This window comes from Gilliamella sp. Gris3-2 (genome assembly GCF_001690345.1).
Taxonomy (GTDB): domain Bacteria; phylum Pseudomonadota; class Gammaproteobacteria; order Enterobacterales; family Orbaceae; genus Gilliamella; species Gilliamella bombi.
Genome location: NZ_LZHB01000024.1, coordinates 39834 through 63416, shown reverse-complemented (window position 1 = coordinate 63416; position 23583 = coordinate 39834). Strand labels below are relative to the sequence as shown.

At 36.2% G+C, this 23583-nt stretch carries 20 protein-coding genes; all 20 read right to left on the bottom strand.

Annotation, left to right across the window (positions count from 1 at the left end; all coding sequences use genetic code 11):
• Window positions 1-34: 34 nt before the first annotated feature.
• The 20 genes from A9G32_RS12980 to rpoB all read right to left on the bottom strand — a co-directional run bounded on the left by A9G32_RS12980 (window position 35) and on the right by rpoB (window position 23509).
• Window positions 35-208 carry a hypothetical protein gene (locus tag A9G32_RS12980; RefSeq protein WP_176701317.1) on the bottom strand — a complete coding sequence of 58 codons (174 nt, stop codon included), beginning with the start codon at window positions 206-208 and terminating at the stop codon, window positions 35-37.
• Window positions 209-553: 345 nt separating this feature from the next.
• On the bottom strand, window positions 554-1798 hold the full coding sequence (fabF, locus tag A9G32_RS04485; protein ID WP_034910454.1) for a beta-ketoacyl-ACP synthase II: 1245 nt from the start codon (window positions 1796-1798) through the stop codon (window positions 554-556).
• 161 nt (window positions 1799-1959) lie between these two features.
• Window positions 1960-2193 (bottom strand): acyl carrier protein, encoded by a 234-nt coding sequence (gene acpP, locus A9G32_RS04480; protein WP_034910452.1) that lies wholly within the window; start codon window positions 2191-2193, stop codon window positions 1960-1962.
• 150 nt (window positions 2194-2343) lie between these two features.
• Window positions 2344-3078, bottom strand: coding sequence for a 3-oxoacyl-ACP reductase FabG (fabG, locus tag A9G32_RS04475; protein WP_065589626.1), 735 nt, complete (start codon window positions 3076-3078; stop codon window positions 2344-2346).
• A 19-nt stretch (window positions 3079-3097) separates the two neighbouring features.
• Window positions 3098-4033 carry an ACP S-malonyltransferase gene (fabD, locus tag A9G32_RS04470; RefSeq protein ID WP_065589627.1) on the bottom strand — a complete coding sequence of 312 codons (936 nt, stop codon included), beginning with the start codon at window positions 4031-4033 and terminating at the stop codon, window positions 3098-3100.
• A 32-nt stretch (window positions 4034-4065) separates the two neighbouring features.
• Window positions 4066-5019 (bottom strand): beta-ketoacyl-ACP synthase III, encoded by a 954-nt coding sequence (locus A9G32_RS04465; RefSeq protein ID WP_065589628.1) that lies wholly within the window; start codon window positions 5017-5019, stop codon window positions 4066-4068.
• A 4-nt stretch (window positions 5020-5023) separates the two neighbouring features.
• Window positions 5024-6070, bottom strand: coding sequence for a phosphate acyltransferase PlsX (gene plsX / locus A9G32_RS04460; protein ID WP_065589629.1), 1047 nt, complete (start codon window positions 6068-6070; stop codon window positions 5024-5026).
• Window positions 6071-6103: 33 nt separating this feature from the next.
• Complete coding sequence (rpmF, locus tag A9G32_RS04455; protein ID WP_025316508.1) at window positions 6104-6271, bottom strand: 50S ribosomal protein L32; 168 nt, start codon at window positions 6269-6271, stop codon at window positions 6104-6106.
• A gap of 4 nt (window positions 6272-6275) precedes the next feature.
• Window positions 6276-6785, bottom strand: a complete 510-nt coding sequence (gene yceD / locus A9G32_RS04450; RefSeq protein ID WP_065561382.1) for a 23S rRNA accumulation protein YceD — start codon at window positions 6783-6785, stop codon at window positions 6276-6278.
• Between the two features lie 242 nt (window positions 6786-7027).
• Window positions 7028-8947: a BglG family transcription antiterminator gene (locus A9G32_RS04445; RefSeq protein ID WP_065589630.1), complete on the bottom strand. Its 1920-nt coding sequence runs from the start codon at window positions 8945-8947 to the stop codon at window positions 7028-7030.
• A 3-nt stretch (window positions 8948-8950) separates the two neighbouring features.
• Complete coding sequence (dagF, locus tag A9G32_RS04440; RefSeq protein ID WP_065589631.1) at window positions 8951-9691, bottom strand: 2-dehydro-3-deoxy-phosphogluconate aldolase; 741 nt, start codon at window positions 9689-9691, stop codon at window positions 8951-8953.
• Window positions 9691-10830 (bottom strand): DgaE family pyridoxal phosphate-dependent ammonia lyase, encoded by a 1140-nt coding sequence (locus tag A9G32_RS04435; protein ID WP_065589632.1) that lies wholly within the window; start codon window positions 10828-10830, stop codon window positions 9691-9693. Before A9G32_RS04435 ends, dagF begins: the two co-directional genes overlap by 1 nt.
• A complete protein-coding gene (locus A9G32_RS04430) occupies window positions 10808-11962 on the bottom strand; it encodes an amidohydrolase/deacetylase family metallohydrolase (protein WP_065589633.1) in 1155 nt (384 codons plus the stop codon). The genes A9G32_RS04435 and A9G32_RS04430 overlap by 23 nt, the downstream gene beginning before the upstream one ends.
• A 58-nt stretch (window positions 11963-12020) precedes the next feature.
• On the bottom strand, window positions 12021-12659 hold the full coding sequence (locus tag A9G32_RS04425) for a DUF4310 family protein (RefSeq protein ID WP_065589668.1): 639 nt from the start codon (window positions 12657-12659) through the stop codon (window positions 12021-12023).
• Window positions 12660-12688: 29 nt separating this feature from the next.
• Entirely contained in the window at window positions 12689-13441 is a 753-nt protein-coding gene (locus A9G32_RS04420) for a DUF4311 domain-containing protein (protein WP_034910435.1), read from the bottom strand.
• Between the two features lie 20 nt (window positions 13442-13461).
• On the bottom strand, window positions 13462-13758 hold the full coding sequence (locus A9G32_RS04415) for a DUF4312 family protein (protein WP_065575124.1): 297 nt from the start codon (window positions 13756-13758) through the stop codon (window positions 13462-13464).
• Window positions 13759-13771: 13 nt separating this feature from the next.
• A complete protein-coding gene (locus A9G32_RS04410; protein ID WP_034910428.1) occupies window positions 13772-14140 on the bottom strand; it encodes an SFCGS family glycine-rich protein in 369 nt (122 codons plus the stop codon).
• Window positions 14141-14186: 46 nt separating this feature from the next.
• Window positions 14187-14516 (bottom strand): hypothetical protein, encoded by a 330-nt coding sequence (locus tag A9G32_RS04405; protein ID WP_051634154.1) that lies wholly within the window; start codon window positions 14514-14516, stop codon window positions 14187-14189.
• Between the two features lie 656 nt (window positions 14517-15172).
• A complete protein-coding gene (gene rpoC, locus A9G32_RS04400) occupies window positions 15173-19390 on the bottom strand; it encodes a DNA-directed RNA polymerase subunit beta' (protein ID WP_065575122.1) in 4218 nt (1405 codons plus the stop codon).
• A 90-nt stretch (window positions 19391-19480) separates the two neighbouring features.
• Complete coding sequence (rpoB, locus tag A9G32_RS04395; RefSeq protein WP_065589634.1) at window positions 19481-23509, bottom strand: DNA-directed RNA polymerase subunit beta; 4029 nt, start codon at window positions 23507-23509, stop codon at window positions 19481-19483.
• Between the last annotated feature and the right edge of the window lie 74 nt (window positions 23510-23583).

Genomic DNA, 23583 nt, shown 5'->3' with positions numbered 1-23583 from the left:
AAAGTTAGCACAATTAATCTAAAAAAGTGCAAAACTATTTACGACGTAGTCCCTCTGTAGTTGCTACTTTTATAACGATTTTCATCAACTCTTCATCACTGGTATTAGCTAAGCCAAATTCAGCCAGCATGGTTGATAAACCGACAGATTCGCAGAAATTATATACAGTTTCAATCATATCTGAATTACTATCGATTAATATTACCAATGTACCTATCGCTACTGTTTCTCCAGCCAATAATCATGCGTTGTTTCTGATACAGTAAAGCCATTATGAATGGCATGAGCAGCAGGCATCCGCCACATTTAAAGCTTCTAAAATATAAGAATAAAATTTGAACATACACTAAACATATCGTCTTCAATCAAGGAGAAAATATATTTGTTGATATAAATATAAAACAAGCTTTAACATTCAATTTACCAAATAGAATGTTAGAAAAATGAGGAATACGCTACATTTTTACTTAATAAAAATGGACTATTATTGACAACACATTAACAAGAGATGAATAAATTCCCACCATTTTTAGTGATGGGAAAATAATTAAAATTATATTTTTTTAAATAGGACCGAACCATTGGTTCCGCCAAAACCAAAAGAGTTACAAAGTGCATATTCTAAATTTTTAACCTGACGCGCTGTATGAGGAACATAATCAAGATCACATCCCTCATCAGGATTATCAAGATTAATTGTCGGCGGAACAGCTTGATCACGTAATGCTAGGACAGTGAAAATTGACTCAACTGCACCAGCTGCACCCAATAAATGCCCTATCATAGATTTAGTTGAACTCACCATCACTTTGCTAGCATTTTCTTTAAAAATACTTTTTACCGCTTGGGTTTCAGCCTTATCACCAGCGGGGGTCGATGTACCATGAGCATTAATATAACCAACCTGATCTGGAGCAATACCTGCATCACGAAGTGCACATTTCATTGCTAAGGCCGCACCACTACCATCGGCTGGAGGTGAAGTCATATGATAAGCATCACCACTCATACCAAATCCAACTAGTTCAGCGTAAATCTTAGCTCCGCGTTTTTTGGCATGTTCATATTCTTCTAAGAACATGATTCCTGCACCATCACCCAACACAAAACCATCACGGTCTTTATCCCAAGGACGGCTTGCTGCTTTAGGATTGTCGTTATTAGTTGATAAAGCACGGGCTGCACCAAAACCACCGATACCCAATGGGGTACTCGCTTTTTCGCCACCACCCGCTAACATCGCATCTGCATCACCATAAGCAATCATGCGTGCAGCATGACCAATATTATGAACACCTGAAGAACAAGCTGTTGCAATAGTAATACTCGGTCCTTTTAATCCATAAATAATAGATAAGTGACCTGCAATCATATTAACAATTGTTGATGGTACAAAAAACGGGCTAATTTTGCGTGGTCCACCATTTACTAATGCACTGTGGTTCTCTTCAATCAACCCAAGCCCACCAATACCAGAACCTATAGCACAACCGATTCGTTCTGCGTTTTCATTCGTGATTTCAATGCCTGCATCTTGCATTGCCTGCATACCTGCAGCAATGCCATATTGGATAAAATAATCCATTTTACGTGCATCTTTGCGTGAAATATTATAATCTTCGCCATTAAAGTTTTTAACCATCGCTGCGAAGCGCGTTGCGAAAGGGGCTGTATCAAAGTGCTCTATGAGTTCAACACCACTTTGCCCAGCTAATAAAGCTTGCCAAGTGGATTCAACTGTATTACCTACAGGAGATATCATGCCCATTCCAGTAACAACAACTCTGCGTTTAGACACATTGCCCTCCAGGAAAGGATTGAAATGAAATTTGAATCATTGAAAAATTTTATTTTGAGTTTTCTAAAGATTTATACCGACTTGTTTTTAATTTAATAATTAAAGATATAAATACAAACTAGGCGATCATTTGACCGCCTATCATAAAAACTCTACTAACCTTATTGATTTGCAGTAATATAATCAATTGCAGATTGAACAGTTGTAATTTTTTCAGCTTCTTCGTCAGGAATTTCAGTATCAAATTCTTCCTCTAAAGCCATAACTAATTCAACTGTATCAAGAGAGTCAGCGCCAAGATCTTCAATGAAAGAAGATTCGTTTTTAACTTCTTCCTCTTTTACACCAAGTTGCTCAACAATAATTTTCTTAACTCGCTCTTCAATAGTGCTCATACTCTTTTTTTTCCTATAAAAATCGCCGAAAGTGGCGGTGAATGTAAGTTTATAAAATGTTGAAAAAGATGCCAATCATTTTCCAACCCAATTGCTTAGTTTTTGTTCAAAACGTTAAAATAATGGCTCATTTTACACTATTCTAACCAATTACACCATATACATGCCACCATTGACATGTAAAGTTTCACCAGTAATATAAGATGCTTCATCTGATACTAAAAATGCTACTGCATTAGCTATTTCTGTTGGTTCACCTAATCGTCCAGCAGGAACTTGTGCTAATGTTAAAGATTTTTGTTCATCGGTTAATGCATTGGTCATATCAGTTGCGATAAAACCAGGTGCAACCACGTTAACAGTAATACCTCGTGATGCAACTTCACGTGCTAATGATTTACTAAAACCAATTAATCCAGCTTTAGCTGCAGCATAGTTAGCTTGGCCGGCATTTCCCATTGTGCCTACTACTGAGCCAATGGTTACAATTCTTCCATAGCGTTTTTTCATCATTGTGCGCAATAATGCTTTAGATAAGCGAAAAACAGATGTTAAATTTGTATCCAAAATATCTTGCCATTCGTCTTCTTTCATTCGCATTAATAAATTGTCACGAGTAATACCTGCGTTATTAACCAAAATATCAATATCACCAAATTCAGCCTTAATTGCACCAATAACCGACTCAATTGATTTTTCATCAGTCACATTTAAAGCAAGACCTTTACCATTTGATCCTAAGTAATGGCTAATAGCTTCAGCACCTTTTTCTGTTGTTGCCGTACCAATAACAGTTGCGCCACAAGCAACTAATTTTTCTGCAATTGCTTTACCAATTCCACGACTTGCGCCCGTAACTAAAGCAATTTTTCCTGATAGGTTCATAACTACCCCTTTTACCATTTTACTTTGTGTTTTCTAATGCCGTTTCTAATGATACTTTATCATTAACCACAAGACCAGAAAGTGTATCAACAATACGTTTAGTTAATCCAGTTAATACTTTCCCTGGCCCCATTTCAACTAAAAGTTTTACATCTTGTTTTGCCATATACTCAACAGTTTCAGTCCAACGTACAGGGCTGTAAAGCTGAGCAATTAATGCAGTTTTAATTTTTTCTGCAGACGTTTCAACTTTAACATCAACATTATTGATAACAGCAAACTTTGGTGTGTTAAATTCAATATCATTTAATGTAGTCGCTAATTTGTCAGCTGCTGGCTTCATTAACGCACAATGTGATGGTACGCTAACAGAAAGCGGTAATGCACGCTTAGCACCCGCATCTTTACATAGTGAGCCTGCACGTTCAACAGCTTCCTTATTACCAGCAATAACTACTTGACCAGGTGAATTAAAATTCACTGGCGCAACAATCTGCCCTTGAGCCGCTTGTTCACATGCTTTGCTAATTGATTCGTTATCTAATCCAATAATAGCGTACATTGCACCTGTGCCGCTTGGCACGGCTTCTTGCATTAATTTTCCGCGTAATTCGACTAATTTAATCGCATCTTTAAACTCAATCACGCCTGCACAAACTAAAGCAGAATATTCGCCTAAACTATGACCAGCCATAAAATCAGGTTGAGTACCATTAACACTTTGCCAGACTCTAAATATTGCAACAGATGAAGCAAGTAGTGCTGGTTGTGTCTGCCATGTTTTATTTAGTTCTTCAACTGGGCCTTTTTGTACTAAATCCCACAAATCATAACCTAACACATCAGAAGCTTCATCAAATGTTGATTTGACAATCGGAAAATTATCAGCAAGATCTTTTAACATACCGACAGCTTGAGAGCCTTGTCCTGGAAATACCATTGCAAATTTGGTCATTCTTAAATCCTTCATTAAAAATACTTCATAAACTAAAATCTAACTAGTGCAGATCCCCAAACAAATCCGCCACCAAAGGCTTCTAATAAAATTAGATGACCTCGTTGAATTCGTCCATCTCTTACACCAGTATCTAAAGCACAAGGCACAGAAGCAGCAGAAGTATTGCCCTGCTTATCTAATGTGACAATAACTTTATTCATATCCATATCTAAGCGTTTTGCGGTTGCAGAAATAATTCTTAAATTAGCTTGATGCGGAACTAACCAATCTAAATCTGCTTTATTGAGCGTGTTTTCAGTTAAAAGCTCGTCAACCAAATTTGACAGCTCTTTAACTGCCACTTTAAACACTTCATTGCCATGCATTGTCATATAAACAGGATCATTCATATTACGGCGATCAACATATGGATATTTTAATAAATCACCATAACGACCATCAGCATGGAGATGCGAAGCAATAATACCAGGTTCTTCTGATGCGCCGACAACAACCGCTCCTGCACCATCCCCAAAAATGATAATGGTGCCTCGATCATTTGGATCAACACCACGGGTTAACATGTCAGAACCAACAACTAAAGCATTTTGAATTGCACCACTTTTAACATATTTGTCAGCAATATCAAGCGCATAAATAAACCCAGAACAAGCAGCTGACACGTCAAAAGCAACGACATCACCAATACCTAATTTAGCTTGTAATTCTGTTGCAGAACTTGGAAATGCATTGCCCGAAGTTGCTGTTGCAACAATAATCATACCGATTTCTTCTTTATCGATATTGGCCATTTCAATTGCATTTATAGCAGCTTCATAAGCCATGCTCGTTACAGTTTCATCTGGCTCTGCGATACGTCTTTCTTTAATACCAGTACGCGTTGTGATCCATTCATCACTGGTATCAACCATTTTTTCAAGATCTGCATTAGTTCTTATCTGTTTTGGAAGATAACTCCCAGTTCCTAATATCTTTGTATACATCTAATTATTCGCTCTCGGGTAGTGCGGAAGAAAGGCTCGTTGCTATCTTCTCAGGTATATTTGTTTGTATAGCCAAAATAGCTTGTTCTATTGCTGCATAAAATGATTTTTGATTGGCACTACCGTGACTTTTAATCACAATACTTCGAAGTCCAAGCAAGCAAGCGCCATTATATCGTCCGGGATCTAAATAACCAAAATTTTTTGCAATTTTCCTTTGTAGCCATTTACTCAATAATTTCAATAATAGTGAATGATGACCTAACGATAATTTAAAAGAAGACATAAAAATTTTTATTAAACCTTCTACTGTTTTTAACGTTACATTACCCACAAAACCATCACAAACAAGTACATCGGTTTTACCCGTTAAAAGTTCGTTACCTTCTAAATAACCGATATAATTAATTTTGTTATTTGATTTCAAAATAGCAGAAGCCGCACGAATTTTATCCAAACCTTTAATGTCTTCTTCACCAATATTAAGTAATGCAACACGAGGATATTCAATATTAAGCACTGTTTTAGCTAAAATTTCACCCATTATCGCAAACTGAACTAACATATCACTATCACACTCAGCATTAGCTCCTAAATCCAATACTACTGTATTTTGATTGTTTGATGCTGGAACTATAGCAACGAGTGCAGGACGATCTATACCCGTCAATGAATGCAAAAGTAGTTTTGACAGCCCCATTAACGCACCAGTATTACCGGCACTTACACATGCTTGGGCCTTATTATCTTTAACTAGTTCAAGCGCAATTCTCATAGAAGATCCTTGACTATGACGAATTGCATAAGAAGGTTTCATATCATTAGCTATTACTGATGTCGATTCTATCAACATTAATCGACCTTCTTGTTGGTATTGAGTAATTAACTTTGCTTTTTCTTTAGGCAAAAAAAGATTGATTTCTGTTAGACACCCTACCAGAAAAATTGAAAGAGTTGGATAATTATTTAGTGCTTGTATTGCAGCAGGAACAACAATACGAGGACCGAAGTCCCCGCTCATAGCATCTAACGCAATGGTTAGATTATCCAAAATGTCACCTGAGGATTTCTAATTACTAAATAATTATTTAGAAATCACTTTACGACCACGATAATAACCATCAGCGGTTACGTGATGACGCAAATGTGTTTTACCTGATTCATCAACTGAGATATTAGCAACAGTTAATGCATCATGAGAACGACGCATACCACGTTTTGCACGAGTTTTACGATTCTGTTGAACAGCCATGGATTTACCCCTTATTCTTTAAACTAACTAAAATTGCAAATGGATTTGTTTTTTCATTCTCAGTAGGAATTTCACCAAATACCATATCTGCCTCTGACACTTCGCAGTGTTTACTATCATGTACCGGCGCAATTGGTAACGAGAGAATAATTTCGTCCTCAAGTAACGCTAATATATCTACTTCACCAAACTCGTTCATCAAAACGGGTTCATAATGTTCCGGTAGCGTCTCTGCTTGAGCATCGCTCTTAACAGGACTAAATTTATTCGTCACATGAACTTCAGTGACAAAAGGTTTAAAACAACGTTGACAAGTTTGTTCTAACGTTAATTTTGCATCAATATTAATAATGCAGAGTTTTTGTTCATCATAATAAAAAGACAAACTACACTCAATATCACTTTTTGGGCTATCAACCCTATTTACCGCTTGAAGTGGATAATATCCAATATAATCAAGTCGTTTTTGTGCCGATTTAATCGGGTCAATAGTAAATGGTAATTTATTTTGCATAAGATATGCATACTACCTTAAAAAAATTTTTTTAGTGTAGTTAAAAACTACACAATGCCATAAGGCGCGCATATTACCTTTAAATCAAGGTTTCGTCAATGGGATCACACAATATAATTTGTTTTAGTTGTTGATTATTACTTTAATATTCATTTTGTTAATGATTATTTTTTTCTTGTAAAGTTTTTTCAGAAAACACCCATATTTCAGTATAAAAGTTGTCATTTTGGTCTTTTCATTTATTATGATAATCGACACAAACTATCTTTCATAATCGCTCGAAAATCATCAAAAGTTCTGCTATCTAATAAACGTTTGGTAGACTTTTCTTTGACAAAGTTTACAAACAAATTATATATTCGCATAGCATCTTCATATTCATCTTTGCTAATTGCTAATAAAAAAATAACATGCGCAACTTCATTTTTATCCCAAACAATACCTTGCGGCGCTAAAATAGTCGTAACTACAGTTTTTTTTGCCAACAATCCAACTGAATGAGGAATAGCAATATTTTCACCTAATAATGTAGAGACTATTTCTTCCCGCTCAACAAGTGATGGATAAAAATCACCACCAACATATCCTGATTGTTCAAGCCTTACACAAATACTTTTAAAAATTTCTTTTTGTGTCATTGGCTTATCAATAATAATAAAGAACTTTTCATCAAAAAAACGTTCAATAATATAAGGCATTTTTCGATCAACCATTGCCAATCGCCCTAATTGTTCAAGCTGATAAGCTGTCGGAAATGGTGCTATTTTGACAATTTGTTTGTCTTTTTCGGTTAAGCGAACAGTTGATACAACAAAATCCTCTTCTATTTGTGTTAATTGCTCATACTCTCGATAGGAAAGTGTACGATTAATTTGGATATGCGGAAAATCTCTCTTAATTTTTGATTCAACCATACGCAAAGTTGAGTTACTGAGCTCACTAACTAATAGAATTTGTGCAAATCTTTCATGCCCTGCACTATAATTTCGCTCCAATGCTACACCAATATGTAAGGCTAAATAACTTATTTCATCCTCTGTCATTTTTGATTCAGTGTACTTTTCTGTATTAGTTAACGCAGAAAGCGTAATATCATAAGCAAATGGATAATATTGTTTAATTTCATGCAATAAAGGATTGGTTGTTCTTATTTGATATTTTATCCTAGATAACATTGATGACGTATGAATCAGCATATCTTGGCGTAATTTAGTATCATCCCATAAATTATAGTGATATGTATCATTAATATAAGATAATATATGCTCAACTAACGCCAAACTTTTTGCTTGATTTGGGGATTCTGTTATTATTCGAGAAATAATTTGTACACATAGATAATTAAATTCCGCATCACAAAGTACACTGCCTAAAAAATATGAAAACTCTTCTGAAATTTCACGTGCAGCACTAATAACTGTTGTATTAATTTGATCAACTTGATATTCAAGCAGCTCATAACCTTGAGTAATACGAGTAATAGATACAGCGCAACTGTAAAGCAAATATCCCTGTCCTTCAGCATTTAACTTTAGTTCAAAACGTTCAAGTTGATTTTGTAAAATCTTTTCAAGATAATCTAAATCAATATCATTTAATATTGTCTGACGAAGCCTGTTTACGTTTATAGTATCTTCTGCCATATGACGTTGCCACAATATATCAGTTAAACATGCTCGAATTGATGACTCCTCTCCAACTAAGTACATCCCATAATAAGGACGATTTTCAAGAGATAAATTGTACTTATCTAAATATTGTTTAACCTCGATAACATCATTTTGTAAAGTACTGCGACTTAAAAACCACTCATCAGCTATATCATCCAATTTCACAGAATTGGACTGTGTTAAAAAAGCAATCAATAAAGCCGAAACCCTTTCTTTACTAGTTCTTGGTACTTGCTCAATTGCTTGAGTAATAGGCAATTGAGCATAACTGACTGGATCGGTTACTACAAGTTGATATCCTACATTTTTAGTATAATCAACTTGAGCACCATAACTACGTAAAACATCGTTAAGTGCTGAAACATCAGTACGAATTGTGCGAGTAGATACTGAAAAGCGATTAGCTAACTCTTGCTGAGGTAGTGTCTCTTTTTTTATAGTATCAAATAAATACGCTAATCGCTGATAAGAGAAAAGCACTTTAGATGACATCATTTATCCTACTAGTTTTTGTGTGATAGCTAAAAGTTGTTTGACATCATTGGTTCGCGTTGCACCAGTCGCTTTGTCAATAATAGAACTATAGATGTGTGGAATAATTTTTTTTACACCTGCATCTAAGGCAATTTTTAAAATTGCTTCATAATTATCTAAATCAATTCCACCTGTCGGCTCAAGATAGAAATCGTACTCAGCACAACACTTAGCCACATACTCAAATTCATCTTTATGTTTTAGACCTCCCATAGGAAAATATTTTATTGAACTGCCGCCCATATCTTTCAGTAAAGCGATAGCTGTTTCCACTGGAATAACTCCTGCTGGCGAATTTGAGCTTAAAGGTCCAGTTGCAATATTAACTAAACCAACTTTACCTGTCGGCGAAACTAAACCATTAATGATTGTTTGTTTTTGTCCTAACAATGCTCGGCTAGTCGCAACACCCGTGAAAACTTGGTTAATATGCTGTGGTTGAAGTACCGCTGAAATTTCAGACACCATAGTTGACTGATTTGGATCACCTGCACCAAGCCCCACAGAAATAGCATTATCGATAGCTGCAGCGTATTTTTGCATATCCTCAATCGCCGATTCATTATCTGAATAGTTTTTAGATAAGATACCAACAACTACATGACTTTGTGCCGCTTCATAAATCTCTTTTGCATTATCGATTGAATTTGCTAAAACATTTAAACAAACACGATCATTATAATAATTTGGAGTCAGTTGCATTATTTTGCTCCTTGAATAATATTTTTGATTTTGTTGTAAATAATATCGAGTTGGGCTGATGTTACACTACGCACATCGGCATCAACTTTACCTTCATTGGCTTTATATTCTCTGAAATACACTGCTATTTCGCCTTTTTTCATCAGGTCAACTATCTCAATTGCAGATTTACCTATTACACTTGCATCAAACGTTATTTCTGCACGCGCAATATCACGTCCTGCGCCATCCCAAACGACTCTGGCTGATACTCCATCAAGTGTATTTAGGCTTTCAATAAATGGCGTCATTTTAGTCACCATTTGCTGTCCTGTTTCAGTCTTTTTATCAGTAATATAAAGTTCAATAGCTTTTGTTAATCCTAAAATACCTTCTTTTCCTACTTTCATTGGTCGGCCAATACCTTGTGATTGTAGTTTTAACCATTCCACCGCCTGATGACGACCAATAACCAAACCACTAGTTGGCCCTTCGATTGCTTTAGCACCACTATAAACAACCAAATCTGCGCCTTGCTGATAATAAGTTTGTAAATCTTCTTCTGCCGCTGCATCAACAATTAATGGGACATTATGTTTTTTTGCAATTGCTGCTGTTTGTGCAACCGACAACATACTTTTTTGTACACAATGATGTGACTTAATATATAAAATTGCGGCAGTATCTGGATTAATTAGTGATTCAATATGCTCAGGCTTACACTCGTTGGCATAACCAGCTTCAACAATAATCCCTCCACCTAAAGAAACCATTGTGCCAATTGGTGCACCAAAATTAACATTATGACCTTTAGGAACAATGATTTCACGGGGGACATATTTGTCAGATGAATGTAAATTAAATAATAAATCGCGATCATCCTTAATAATTAATCCAGCAACAGCTTGGGCAATACCAGCAGAAGCACATGATACTACCACCGCATTTTCAACATTAAGCAATTTAGCAATATATTGACCGGTTTTATCAACCAAATCTTTAATTTCAAAATATTCATTTAGCCCATGGGATACAGTATCGACCACTTCAGGCCTTGGCGTTGAAACACCTAAAATTGTCATTCGTCCTGATGCATTAATTACCTTTTTTAGGTTATATTTACTGTAAACATCTTTTTCAGTTTGAGATTCTGAGCTCATTTTTACTACCTTCTTCTGTTATTTCAATTCGTATCAAATGGTTTTTCTCATCAGCAACAATAGAGGCTAGAGGAACAAATTGCTCATCACTTTGTCTAACTTCACCTTCTGAATCTAATAATGAAACTGTTTGCTGTCTAATATCAAAAATAGTCAAATCTGCATCATAACCAACCGATAAAACACCTTTATTTTTAAGTTGCAAAACTTGTGCCACATTTTTCGTCACACTATCAATGATTCTTTTTCGACTATAACCAAGACAGATAAACTTTGTCATCACATTAGCCAGACTAAAAACTGGTCCCTGTAAACGGTTTTTAGAATAAATATCAGAGCTAATAGTATTAGGATAAATATCTAAGCATTTAGCTCGTTCTGCTACTGAAAAACTAAAACTTTCACCACCATGACCGACATCCAATATCACACCACGTTCAATTGCTCGTTTAATTGAACCACGCAGTTTATTTTGTTTATCAAAGATTTGATTGGGTTTACCATTAAAACAATGTGTAATAATGTCACCTTTTGTTAACAAATCAGCAATTTCATCAAGCTCTGGAGGATTATTGCCAACATGGATCATTAAAGGTAAACCACTCTTTTTTTGCATTTCTTTAGCTTTAATTAAGGGTAAAATGCCATTTCCACCTACTACACTACGGCTCATTCGCACTTTGATCCCAATAATAAAATCGGGATACTTAGCTAATGCCGTATCAAATAATGATAAATCAATATCTTGTAAATCGGCCAGTTCACTTTGCCTTAATAACCCGATTTTAGAAATATTTAAGAAAGAGTAAACATGTGTACTTGCTTGCTGAGCTAATTGATAAAACTCATCTACATCGATAGCTCCAATGCTACCAGCATCAACAACCGCGGTAACACCAGCTTTAACGCCGATCAAATCAGGCTCATCATGATAAATAGGTGAACGAGCAAAACAATGGGTGTGTGAATCAATCCATCCGGCACTGACATAGTGCTTATTTTGTAGATCTAAGACACGCTCAGATTGGTCTGTAATAGAACTAGCAATCGCAACAATCTTTCCATGATGAATAGCAATATCTGTTACTGATTCATCAATTTGTTTGGCATTTTTTATAATTAAATCATACATAATTTATTCCGAATCCCCTCTTTGCAATTTAATAAATTACAGAGGGGAATAACTAATATTATAAAATTGGAAATATACCACCAAAAATCATAGCACCTAAAATAGCTCCACCTGTGATTGGTTTTTTCCATACATAAAAAAGTAGCGCCCCCAATAATGAACCGGTACCAATAGGAATTGAAGCAACCATCGCAGATAAAATAATCATAGGACCAAGAAATCGTCCTGATGCATTACCTGCCCCCATCATGACATCAGCACCAAAAGTCGAACCACCACCACTATTGACAGTGAATTTACGGATAATAATAATAATTAAGCCTATAAGCACACCTAATATCAATCCAGTTGCTAACGCTGCAAAAAAATTTTCAATAGGTAAAGTATAGCCGCCAGCTAGCAGTAACGCAGGTACACCAAGCCCAATACCTGTTTGCAATGCACCACCGATATCTAAAATGCCGACCAAGGAACCTTCAATAACACGAGCAAATAAAAAACTAGCACCAAAAGCCGCAACAGCGCCATAATCGCCAGTGGTCATTCCTGATTTGAGCATAGCAACAAATGCAATTTCATTAAATGCACCAATACCGTACACATAGAATGTATGCGTTCCAGCAAAAATACCGGCAGATAATAGCCCACAAATGATAGGGAAAGACCAATCGGCATACCAAAAACTTTTATTGACCATTGTTTGTGTATTCATAATGTGTCCCTATATTATTTAAACCAATAAGATAAACCATCTCTAAACGAGTTAATCATCTTCAAATCAAAACCACGGAAATATCCACTCATAACAAATAAAATAATGACAGCAACTAACATGATTTTCATCACACGGTTCCAGCCACTATCATCTACACCTTTACCAATCAATATACCCAACACCAACCCAGGTACTGCATTGCCCATAATTAACTGTGCAAGCCCACCAAATAACGTTCCCCAAAATCCACTACGACGCCCTGCATCTAGAGCGGCTAACCAGAAAATAACGGGCATAACAGTTGCAACTAGCAAGTTAGCTGCAGGAACAAGAACCTTCGTTGCAGTAATTTTTAGCGAATCAGGAATAACCGAAGTAGTTGTATTTAAAAATAGCACCACAATCATCCCAATAAATGCACAAGCAAATGCCATTTTTTTAGGATCATGTAAGGTTTCTGCAAGATTACGATTTTTTATCATCAATAAAGCTCCACCCCAGTTAGGGATGATGCGATGATCGACGTCTTGAGTAAAAGAACCAGCAGCAACCGATGAAGCCCACGCATTAAAAAAGAACCCTAAACCAAATGAAAAGTGCGCAGCAGGATCACCTTCACAAGAATTAAGTTCGCCTAATGTCCGAAACGCTCCCATCCCTTGATAAGTTGGTGCATGAAACATTCGAGCAGCTCCCGCACCAACCCCAAAACCACAAAGTCCACCGATAATAATAGACTTGAATGCAATAATTAAAATTTCCATAACTTCCCTTTTACGTTATGTTATTTTGATGTACATTTAATATCATTTAAATCAATAAAAATTAAGTTAACAGATACATCAAGCGTGATTTCATAAAATGTCTTTTTCCTTGGTAAAAAGATAAACAAAAAACGTTCTGTTGTTATCTTTTCTATTGCTGATACAACTTGAATGTCAATTGGTTCTATTCGCAACATAATATTATTAGTGTTTTTGAGTACTTCTTTCTGAACCTGACTTAAAGCTATAGCAAAAGCTCGCTGCTTAGAATCACCATGACCTTTTACTCTAACAAGTATCTGTTCTGTTTTTTTCATTCTCATTTACCGTTTATGAACGTGGATATTTTTTTAGAAATGCTTTTGCTACACGTTGCCCTAATTCTTCCGTGTCCATAAAACCAAAACCAAGAACTTTACAGCCGTCATTAATAGCTGTTTCACCTTCTTCAATTGATCGCATACCATGGCGTTGTGAATAGCCATATTTATTTTGTGCAGTAATAGCACCAGCTCCACCACTACCACAAAATGAAAGGCCCAAATCGGCATTTTCTTTATTCATTACATCACCTAATTTCATATCTGCTGCCATACCTGGAATGACGATTGCACGACAACCTTCTACTGAGTTAATTCCCTCCGCAATTTTTTGCCCTTTTCCCATTCTATCGCCGATAACAATGACTACTTCTGCCATAATATTTCTCCTATTAATTATTGTTTTTTACTTGTCTAGTAATCGTTTAATTTGCTTTAGCTACTTCATAATGAACTGCCAATAAATATGCTTCTTCTATCGGTAAATTATCAAATAAGTTTATTGTTTTTCTTGCCAGTTCTAAAGATTCTTCTGAAAGTTCATCAAATAACCCAGGGTCGACTTCAGGTAATGTTTCTAATGTTTTGGCCCTTTCAACCATAGCTTTTACATGTGAAAATAACATCGCTTTTTGAACATCATTTTGTATGATTTGATGCTGTACTAACCAACTATTAATGATCGTAATGGTTTGTTCAGTAACTAACTCTGGTTCTAAATTATCCTCGATCATTCGAAATTTTATTGGGTTCATAGCTAATACATATCTCTTATTGTTTTTTGAATTGGATAGAATAAGCGTAAATCAATCAAGGCTTAATGTGGATAGAGAATTTTTCCGTCTGCAAGAGGAAATTTATTATAAAGTTTGCTAAATACAGCAATAAGCAAGAATTGTTACTCTTGATACAACTATTTATTGATTAAATCTATGTTCAATTTTGTGATTTAGATCATAAAACCCGACCTTCACAAATACATTTAAAAATACAATTTCTATAATTTGATTAATTAGATAATACTGTCATTTATACATTGAGGATAATATTCAAACATTGTAAAAAATAGGTAAAAATTAAAAAATTAGTTTATTTTTCCAAAAACGCTCAGGTGTGCTATTGATTTTATTTGATTTTTTTAATATTTAAAAAATTAATCTTTTTATACTTAGCTATTTATATTATGAAGACTATGAGCAAATTGTGCAAAATTAACTTAAGCTTTAAAATCCACTTTAGACATCCACTCTGTAGAAAACAGCGCATAGCTTTCTTCTATTTTCTCTTGTGAAAGGTAAAGACGATTCATTACAACATACATGCCTATACTTTTTATATTTATGACTTTTAGTCATCATATAAAAAAATAGCACGCTATGCGTGCTATTTATGAATCAAATCTATAATGAGACTATTGATTTTCTTCAGCTGAATTTAGTAACTCAGCTAAATTAGCTGTAGCTTCTTCAGCTGAAATTGTTGTTTGAATCTCATCAGTCGATGGCATTGCTCGTTTACGTAAACGTTCCTTATGGTAAGCATAACCTGTACCAGCTGGAATTAATCGACCAACAATTACGTTTTCTTTTAAGCCACGTAATTCGTCATTTTTACCAGCTACCGCTGCCTCTGTTAAGACGCGAGTCGTTTCTTGGAACGAAGCTGCAGAAATAAACGATTCAGTCGTTAATGATGCTTTGGTAATACCAAGTAGATCGTGTAAATAAACAATTGGTTCTTTACCTTGAGCCTCAAGTTCACGGTTGATAATCTTCAAGCGTGAAACTTCAAGTTGTTCGCCTTCAAGCAAGCGAGAGCCACCAGGATGGATAACTGTTGCTTTACGTAACATTTGGCGCACAATAACTTCAATGTGTTTATCGTTAATTTTTACACCTTGTAGACGATAAACTTCTTGAACCTCGTTTACAATATAGCGTGTTACAGCATTAACACCACGTAGACGTAAAATGTCATGAGCCGATTCAGGTCCATCAGAAATTACATCTCCACGACCAACTTGTTCACCTTCAAATACGTTAAGTTGACGCCATTTTGGAATCATTTCCTCATATGGTTCACTACCATCTAACGGAGTGATAATTAAACGACGTTTACCTTTCGTTTCTTTACCAAATGAAATGATACCATCAATTTCAGCTAAAATAGCAGGCTCTTTTGGTTTACGAGCTTCAAATAGGTCAGCAACACGTGGTAAACCACCGGTGATATCTTTGGTACCAACAGATGCTTGTGGAATACGAGCAAGTGTGTCACCAATATTGATTTCTGCACCATCCTCTAACTGTACTAGCGCTTTACCTGGTAAAAAGTATTGTGCAAGCATTTCTGTACCAGAAAGATAGATATCTTTGCCTTTAGCATCAACAATTTTAATTGCTGGACGTAAATCTTTACCCACACCAGTACGTTCGGCTACGTCTAATATCACAATAGATGATAAACCAGTTAATTCGTCAGTTTGGCGAGTAATAGTTTGCCCATCAACCATATCAACAAAACGAACAAAACCTTTTGCTTCAGAAATAACTGGCATTGTATGCGGATCCCAGTTAGCAACAGTTTCACCCGCATCAACTGTTACACCATTACCTTTACTTAAAATCGAACCGTAAGGAACTTTATAAGTTTCTTTCATTCGACCTAATTCATCAATAATAGTTAATTCAGCATTACGCGAAGTAATAACCAATTTCTTATCTGGGTTAGTTACAAATTTAGCATTAGTTAATTTAATACTACCTTTGTTTTTAACTTGTACGCTTGATTCAGCAGCAGCTCGCGATGCCGCACCACCAATATGGAACGTACGCATGGTTAACTGAGTACCTGGTTCACCAATTGATTGCGCAGCAATAACGCCGATGGCTTCACCTTTATTAACCAAGTGACCTCGAGCTAAATCTCGTCCATAACATTTTGCACAAACACCAAAATCAGTATCACACGAAACAACCGAACGTACTTTAACGCTATCTACCGATTCAGCTTCAAGTAAGTCACATTTATTTTCATCGAGCAAAGTATTACGTTGAATTAAGATATCTGCACTACCAGGTTTTAATACATCTTCAGCTGTGACTCGACCTAATACACGCTCACGAAGTGGTTCTTTAACATCACCACCTTCAATAACTGGTGTCATGACCACACCTTCTAAGGTGCCACAGTCGTCTTCGATTACCACTAGATCTTGTGCAACGTCAACTAAACGTCGAGTTAAGTAACCTGAGTTTGCGGTTTTTAATGCAGTATCGGCAAGACCTTTACGCGCACCATGAGTAGAAATAAAGTACTGAAGTACGTTTAATCCTTCTCGGAAGTTCGCTGTGATAGGTGTTTCGATAATCGAACCATCTGGTTTTGCCATCAAACCACGCATACCAGCTAGCTGCCGAATCTGTGCAGCAGAACCACGTGCACCTGAGTCGGCCATCATGTAAATACTATTGAAAGAAGATTGAACTTCTTCCTCACCTTCACGGTTAATGACTTTTTCAGTTGATAAGTTATCCATCATGGCTTTAGCAACACGTTCATTAGCTGCTGCCCAAATATCGATAACTTTGTTATAACGTTCACCAGCAGTTACTAAGCCTGATTGGAATTGCTCTTGAATTTCAGCAACTTCAATTTCAGCTTCATTGATGATTTGTGATTTCTTAGCTGGAATCTCCATATCATCAATACCAACAGATACCCCTGAACGCGCTGCATAAGCAAATCCAGTGTACATAATTTGGTCAGCTAAAATTACCGTATCTTTCATACCTAATTGGCGATAACAAATATTTAAAATCTTAGAGATCGCTTTTTTACCAAGAGGCTGATTAATAACAGAGAAATTCATTCCTTTTGGCATAATTAACCATAGAATTGCACGACCGACAGTTGTATCAACAATCGAGGTAGTATCTTCCCACTCACCTACACTATTTCGTTGACTTTCAGTAATACGAACTTTAACCTTAGCATGCAATTCAACTAGGCCTAAACGGTATAGCTTTTCAGCTTCTTTAGGACCAGTTAATACCATGCCTTCACCTTTGGCATTAACTTTATCTCGAGTCATATAGTAAAGGCCTAAAACCACATCCTGAGAAGGAACGATAATAGGTTCTCCACTTGCCGGTGAAAGAATATTGTTGGTTGACATCATTAACGCACGTGCTTCTAACTGAGCTTCTAACGTTAATGGAACGTGAACCGCCATTTGGTCACCATCAAAGTCAGCATTAAATGCCGCACAAACTAGTGGGTGTAATTGAATCGCTTTACCTTCAATTAGGATAGGTTCAAACGCCTGAATACCTAATCTATGCAACGTTGGAGCACGGTTTAATAATACTGGATGTTCACGAATAACTTCATCTAAGATATCCCAAACAATTGCATCTTCACGCTCAACCATTTTCTTCGCAGCTTTAATGGTTGTTGCATAACCGCGACGTTCTAATTTTCCGTAAATAAATGGTTTGAATAATTCAAGTGCCATTTTCTTCGGTAAACCACACTGATGCAAATGCAAGTATGGACCTACAGTAATTACAGAACGACCCGAATAGTCAACACGTTTACCTAACAAGTTTTGACGGAAACGACCTTGCTTACCTTTGATCATATCGGCAAGGGATTTTAATGGGCGTTTGTTAGAACCTGTAATCGCACGACCTCGGCGACCATTATCTAATAATGCGTCAACAGATTCTTGTAACATACGTTTTTCATTACGGACAATAATATCTGGTGCAGCTAAATCCAATAAACGCTTTAAACGGTTATTACGGTTAATAACTCTACGGTAAAGATCATTTAGATCTGATGTTGCAAAACGCCCACCATCTAGTGGAACCAATGGACGTAAATCTGGTGGCAACACAGGTAATACATTTAAGATCATCCATTCAGGTTTGTTTTCTGATTGAATAAATGCTTCAATAATCTTAATACGTTTAGTTAGTTTTTTACGCTTAGTTTCAGAATTAGTAGTTGCTAGCTCATCGCGTAGAGCTTCACATTCTGCTTGCACATCAATATTACGCAATAATTCTTGGATAGCTTCAGCACCCATACGAGCATCAAACTCATCACCAAACTCTTCTAACGCGTCAAGATATTGCTCTTCAGTTAAAATCTGACCTCGCTCTAAATTAGTCATGCCACCATCAAGAACCATAAATGACTCAAAATAAAGCACTCGTTCAATATCGCGAAGTGGCATATCAAGTAATAAGCCGATGCGAGAAGGTAATGATTTTAAAAACCAGATATGAGCAGTTGGAGATGCAAGTTCAATGTGCCCCATACGTTCACGACGTACTTTAGCTTGAGTTACTTCAACTCCACATTTTTCACAAATAACACCACGGTGTTTTAGACGTTTATATTTTCCACATAAACATTCATAATCTTTTACTGGTCCGAAAATACGTGCACAAAACAACCCATCACGTTCAGGTTTGAACGTACGATAATTGATTGTTTCAGGTTTTTTGACTTCACCAAAAGACCATGAACGAATCATATCAGGAGAAGCAAGGCCTATCTTGATAGCATCAAAGTCTTCAGTTTTTGTTTGTGCTTTTAGAAACTTTAATAAGTCTTTCACAATTGACTCCTATGGAGTTAAACCAATTAGATAACTTATTATTACTAATAAGTTATCCCTATAAATAGAAATCATTTAAGTTAGAGAAAATTACTCTTCATCTAACTCTATATTTATACCTAGCGAACGAATCTCTTTTAATAGTACATTAAATGATTCTGGAATCGCAGGCTCCATACGATGATCACCATCTACAATATTTTTATACATCTTAGTTCGACCGTTTACGTCATCTGATTTAACAGTTAACATTTCTTGTAAGGTATAAGCTGCACCATATGCTTCAAGTGCCCACACTTCCATCTCACCAAAACGTTGACCACCAAATTGAGCTTTACCACCCAATGGTTGTTGAGTAACCAGACTGTATGAACCAGTAGAACGAGCATGCATTTTGTCATCAACTAAGTGATTCAATTTGAGCATATACATATAACCTACAGTAACTGGACGTTCAAATTTTTCACCTGTACGACCATCATACAAAGTAATTTGACCAGAAGTTGGTAAGTCACCCAGTTCAAGTAATGCCTTAATTTCTTGCTCTTTAGCACCATCAAATACAGGTGTTGCTAATGGCATACCATTACGTAAATTTTGTGCTAAAGTCATCACTTCTTGATCAGTGAATTGTGCAACATTAACTTTTTGCGCAGCACCTAAACCAAGATCATACGCTTTTTGAATAAATTCACGTAATTTAGCTAATTCTTGCTGTTCTTTTAGCATAGCATCGATCTTCTGACCAATACCTTTAGCAGCCATACCCAAATGAGTTTCTAATATCTGTCCAATATTCATACGGGACGGAACACCTAGCGGATTCAATACGATATCAACTGGACGACCTTTTTCATCATATGGCATATCTTCAATTGGATTAATTTTTGAAATAACCCCTTTGTTACCATGACGACCAGCCATCTTATCACCAGGCTGAATTTGACGTTTAACTGCCAAGTAAACTTTAACGATTTTAAGAACGCCAGGCTGTAGATCATCGCCTTGAGTAATCTTCATACGTTTAGCTTCAAGTTTTTTGTTAAACTCTGTTTTTATTTCGTCGTACTGTTCAGCCAACTGTTCTAATTGAGCTTGTTTATCTTCGTCTGCGATACCAATTGTTAGCCATTTTTGATGTGGTAAAGCATCTAATTTATCCGCTTTGATTCCACCTGAAATTAATACATCACGAATTCGAGCAAACAATGCAGCTTCTAAGATTTTAAGTTCTTCAGTTAAATCTTTTCTCGCCTGCTTGAGTTGCATCTCTTCGATTTCAATTGCACGTTTATCTTTTTCTACGCCATCACGAGTAAACACTTGAACATCAATAACAGTACCTGAAACACCATTTGGCACACGTAATGAGGTATCTTTAACGTCAGATGCCTTTTCACCAAAAATAGCACGTAGTAATTTTTCTTCTGGCGTTAATTGAGTTTCACCTTTAGGTGTCACTTTACCAACCAGAATATCGCCACCTTTTACTTCAGCACCGATGTATACAATACCTGATTCATCAAGTTTAGACAGTGCTGCTTCACCTACGTTTGGAATATCCGCCGTAATTTCTTCTGCACCTAATTTTGTATCACGAGAAATACAAGATAACTCTTGAATATGAATCGAGGTAAAACGGTCGTCTTGTACCACTTTTTCAGAAACTAAAATAGAATCCTCAAAGTTATAACCATTCCATGGCATAAATGCCACTCGCATATTTTGCCCTAGTGCCAATTCACCTAAGTCAGTAGATGGACCATCTGCAAGTACATCACCACGCTCAACTTTTTCTCCCAATTCCACACATGGAATTTGGTTAATACAAGTATTTTGGTTAGACCGTGTATATTTAGTTAAGTTATAAATATCAATACCTGTTTCACCAGCATATATTTCATCTGAATTAACATTAACCACAATACGCGATGCATCAACATATTGAACTGTACCACCACGACGAGCAACCGCTGTTACACCCGAGTCAACAGCTACTGCACGTTCCATACCAGTCCCAACAAACGGCTTTTCAGCTTTTAAGGTTGGTACTGCTTGACGTTGCATGTTCGCACCCATTAAGGCACGGTTCGCATCATCATGTTCAAGGAACGGAATTAATGAAGCACCAACTGATACGATTTGTTGAGTTGATACATCCATATAATGAATTTGTTCAGGACTATATAAACCCGATTCACCACTTAAACGACAAGTTACTAAATCTTCTTTAAAACGACCATTTTCATCAAGATTTGAGTTTGCCTGAGCAATTACAAATTCACTTTCATCAATCGCTGATAAATAGGTAATTTCATCAGTTACAATACCATCAATAACACGACGGTATGGTGTTTCTAAAAAGCCATACTCATTGGTACGAGCATAAACTGCTAATGAATTAATCAAACCAATGTTTGGACCTTCAGGCGTTTCGATTGGACAGACACGTCCATAGTGCGTTGGATGTACGTCACGCACTTCAAATCCTGCTCGTTCACGCGTTAAACCACCTGGTCCTAAAGCTGAAATACGACGTTTATGCGTAATTTCGGATAGTGGATTGTTTTGATCCATAAACTGAGATAACTGACTTGAACCAAAGAATTCACGAATCGCTGCTGAAATTGGTTTAGCATTAATCATATCTTGTGGCATTAGTGAATCAAGATCACCTAGAGATAAGCGTTCTTTCACTGCTCGTTCAACACGAACTAAACCAATACGGAATTGGTTTTCTGCCATTTCACCAACACTACGAATACGTCTATTACCTAAATGGTCGATATCATCAACTTCACCGTGACCATTACGAATAGCGATTAATTTCTTCATTACGTCAACGATATCATCTTTCGTTAAAACGCTTTCACCTTCAATGTCATCACGCCCTAATGAACGGTTAAACTTCATTCGACCAACAGCAGATAAATCATAACGTTCTTCAGAAAAGAATAAATTATCAAATAACGCTTCAGCTGCTTCTTTTGTAGGTGGCTCACCTGGACGCATCATGCGATAAATTTCAACTAATGCTCCAAGTCGATCACGAGTTGAATCAACATTTAATGTCTCAGAAATAAATGCACCATGATCTAAATCATTAGTGAATAATGTTTCTATCTTTTTATAGCCAGCATTCGTTAATTGAAGTAATAGTTCTAATGAAATCGGTGTATTGGCAAAAGCAATTACCTCACCTGTTTCTTCATCAACATAATTTTTAGCAAGAACTTTGTTAACAATATATTCAACTGGTACATCAATTTTGCTAACTTTATCTTTTTCTAACTCACGAATGTGACGAGCTGTAATACGTCGACCTTTTTCAGCGTAAACTTTACCTTTTGACTCAATATCAAATAGTGCTGTATCACCACGTAAACGCTCTGGAATAAGATCCATTTTTAACTTGGATTTGCTAACTTCAAAAATAGTTTTTTCAAAGAAAATATCTAAAATTTCTTCTGTTTCATAACCTAATGCACGTAAAATAATTGTTGCTGGAAGTTTACGACGACGGTCAATACGAGCAAAAAGATTATCTTTTGGATCAAATTCAAAATCAAGCCAAGAACCACGATAAGGAATAATCCGAGCATTATATAAAACTTTACCAGAAGAGTGCGTTTTACCTTTATCACTATCAAAGAACACACCTGGACTACGATGTAATTGCGATACGATTACACGCTCTGTACCGTTTATCACAAATGTACCATTGTCTGTCATTAAAGGAATTTCGCCCATATAGACGTCTTGCTCTTTAATATCTTTAACTGTTCCCTCTGGCGCATCTTTATCATAAATAACTAAACGTAATTTTACGCGCAACGGTGCTGAGTAAGTGATCCCTCTAATTTGACATTCTTTAACATCAAACACAGGTTCGCCCATCATAAAGCTCACGTACTGTAACTCAGCGTTACCACTATAACTTTTTATCGGAAATATTGAACGGAATGCAGCTTCTAAGCCATATTGTCCTTCTGGATCTTGCTCAATAAATTTCTGGAACGAATCAAGTTGAATAGAAAGAAGATACGGTATATCCAAGACTTGTGGACGCTTACCAAAATTCTTACGAATTCGTTTTTTCTCGGTATAAGAGTAAACCATTAGTTCCTCAACTTGCTTATCTGCTATTTTAGCATGATTAAATATTCATCAGGGTGTTATCGCCAACTGATACA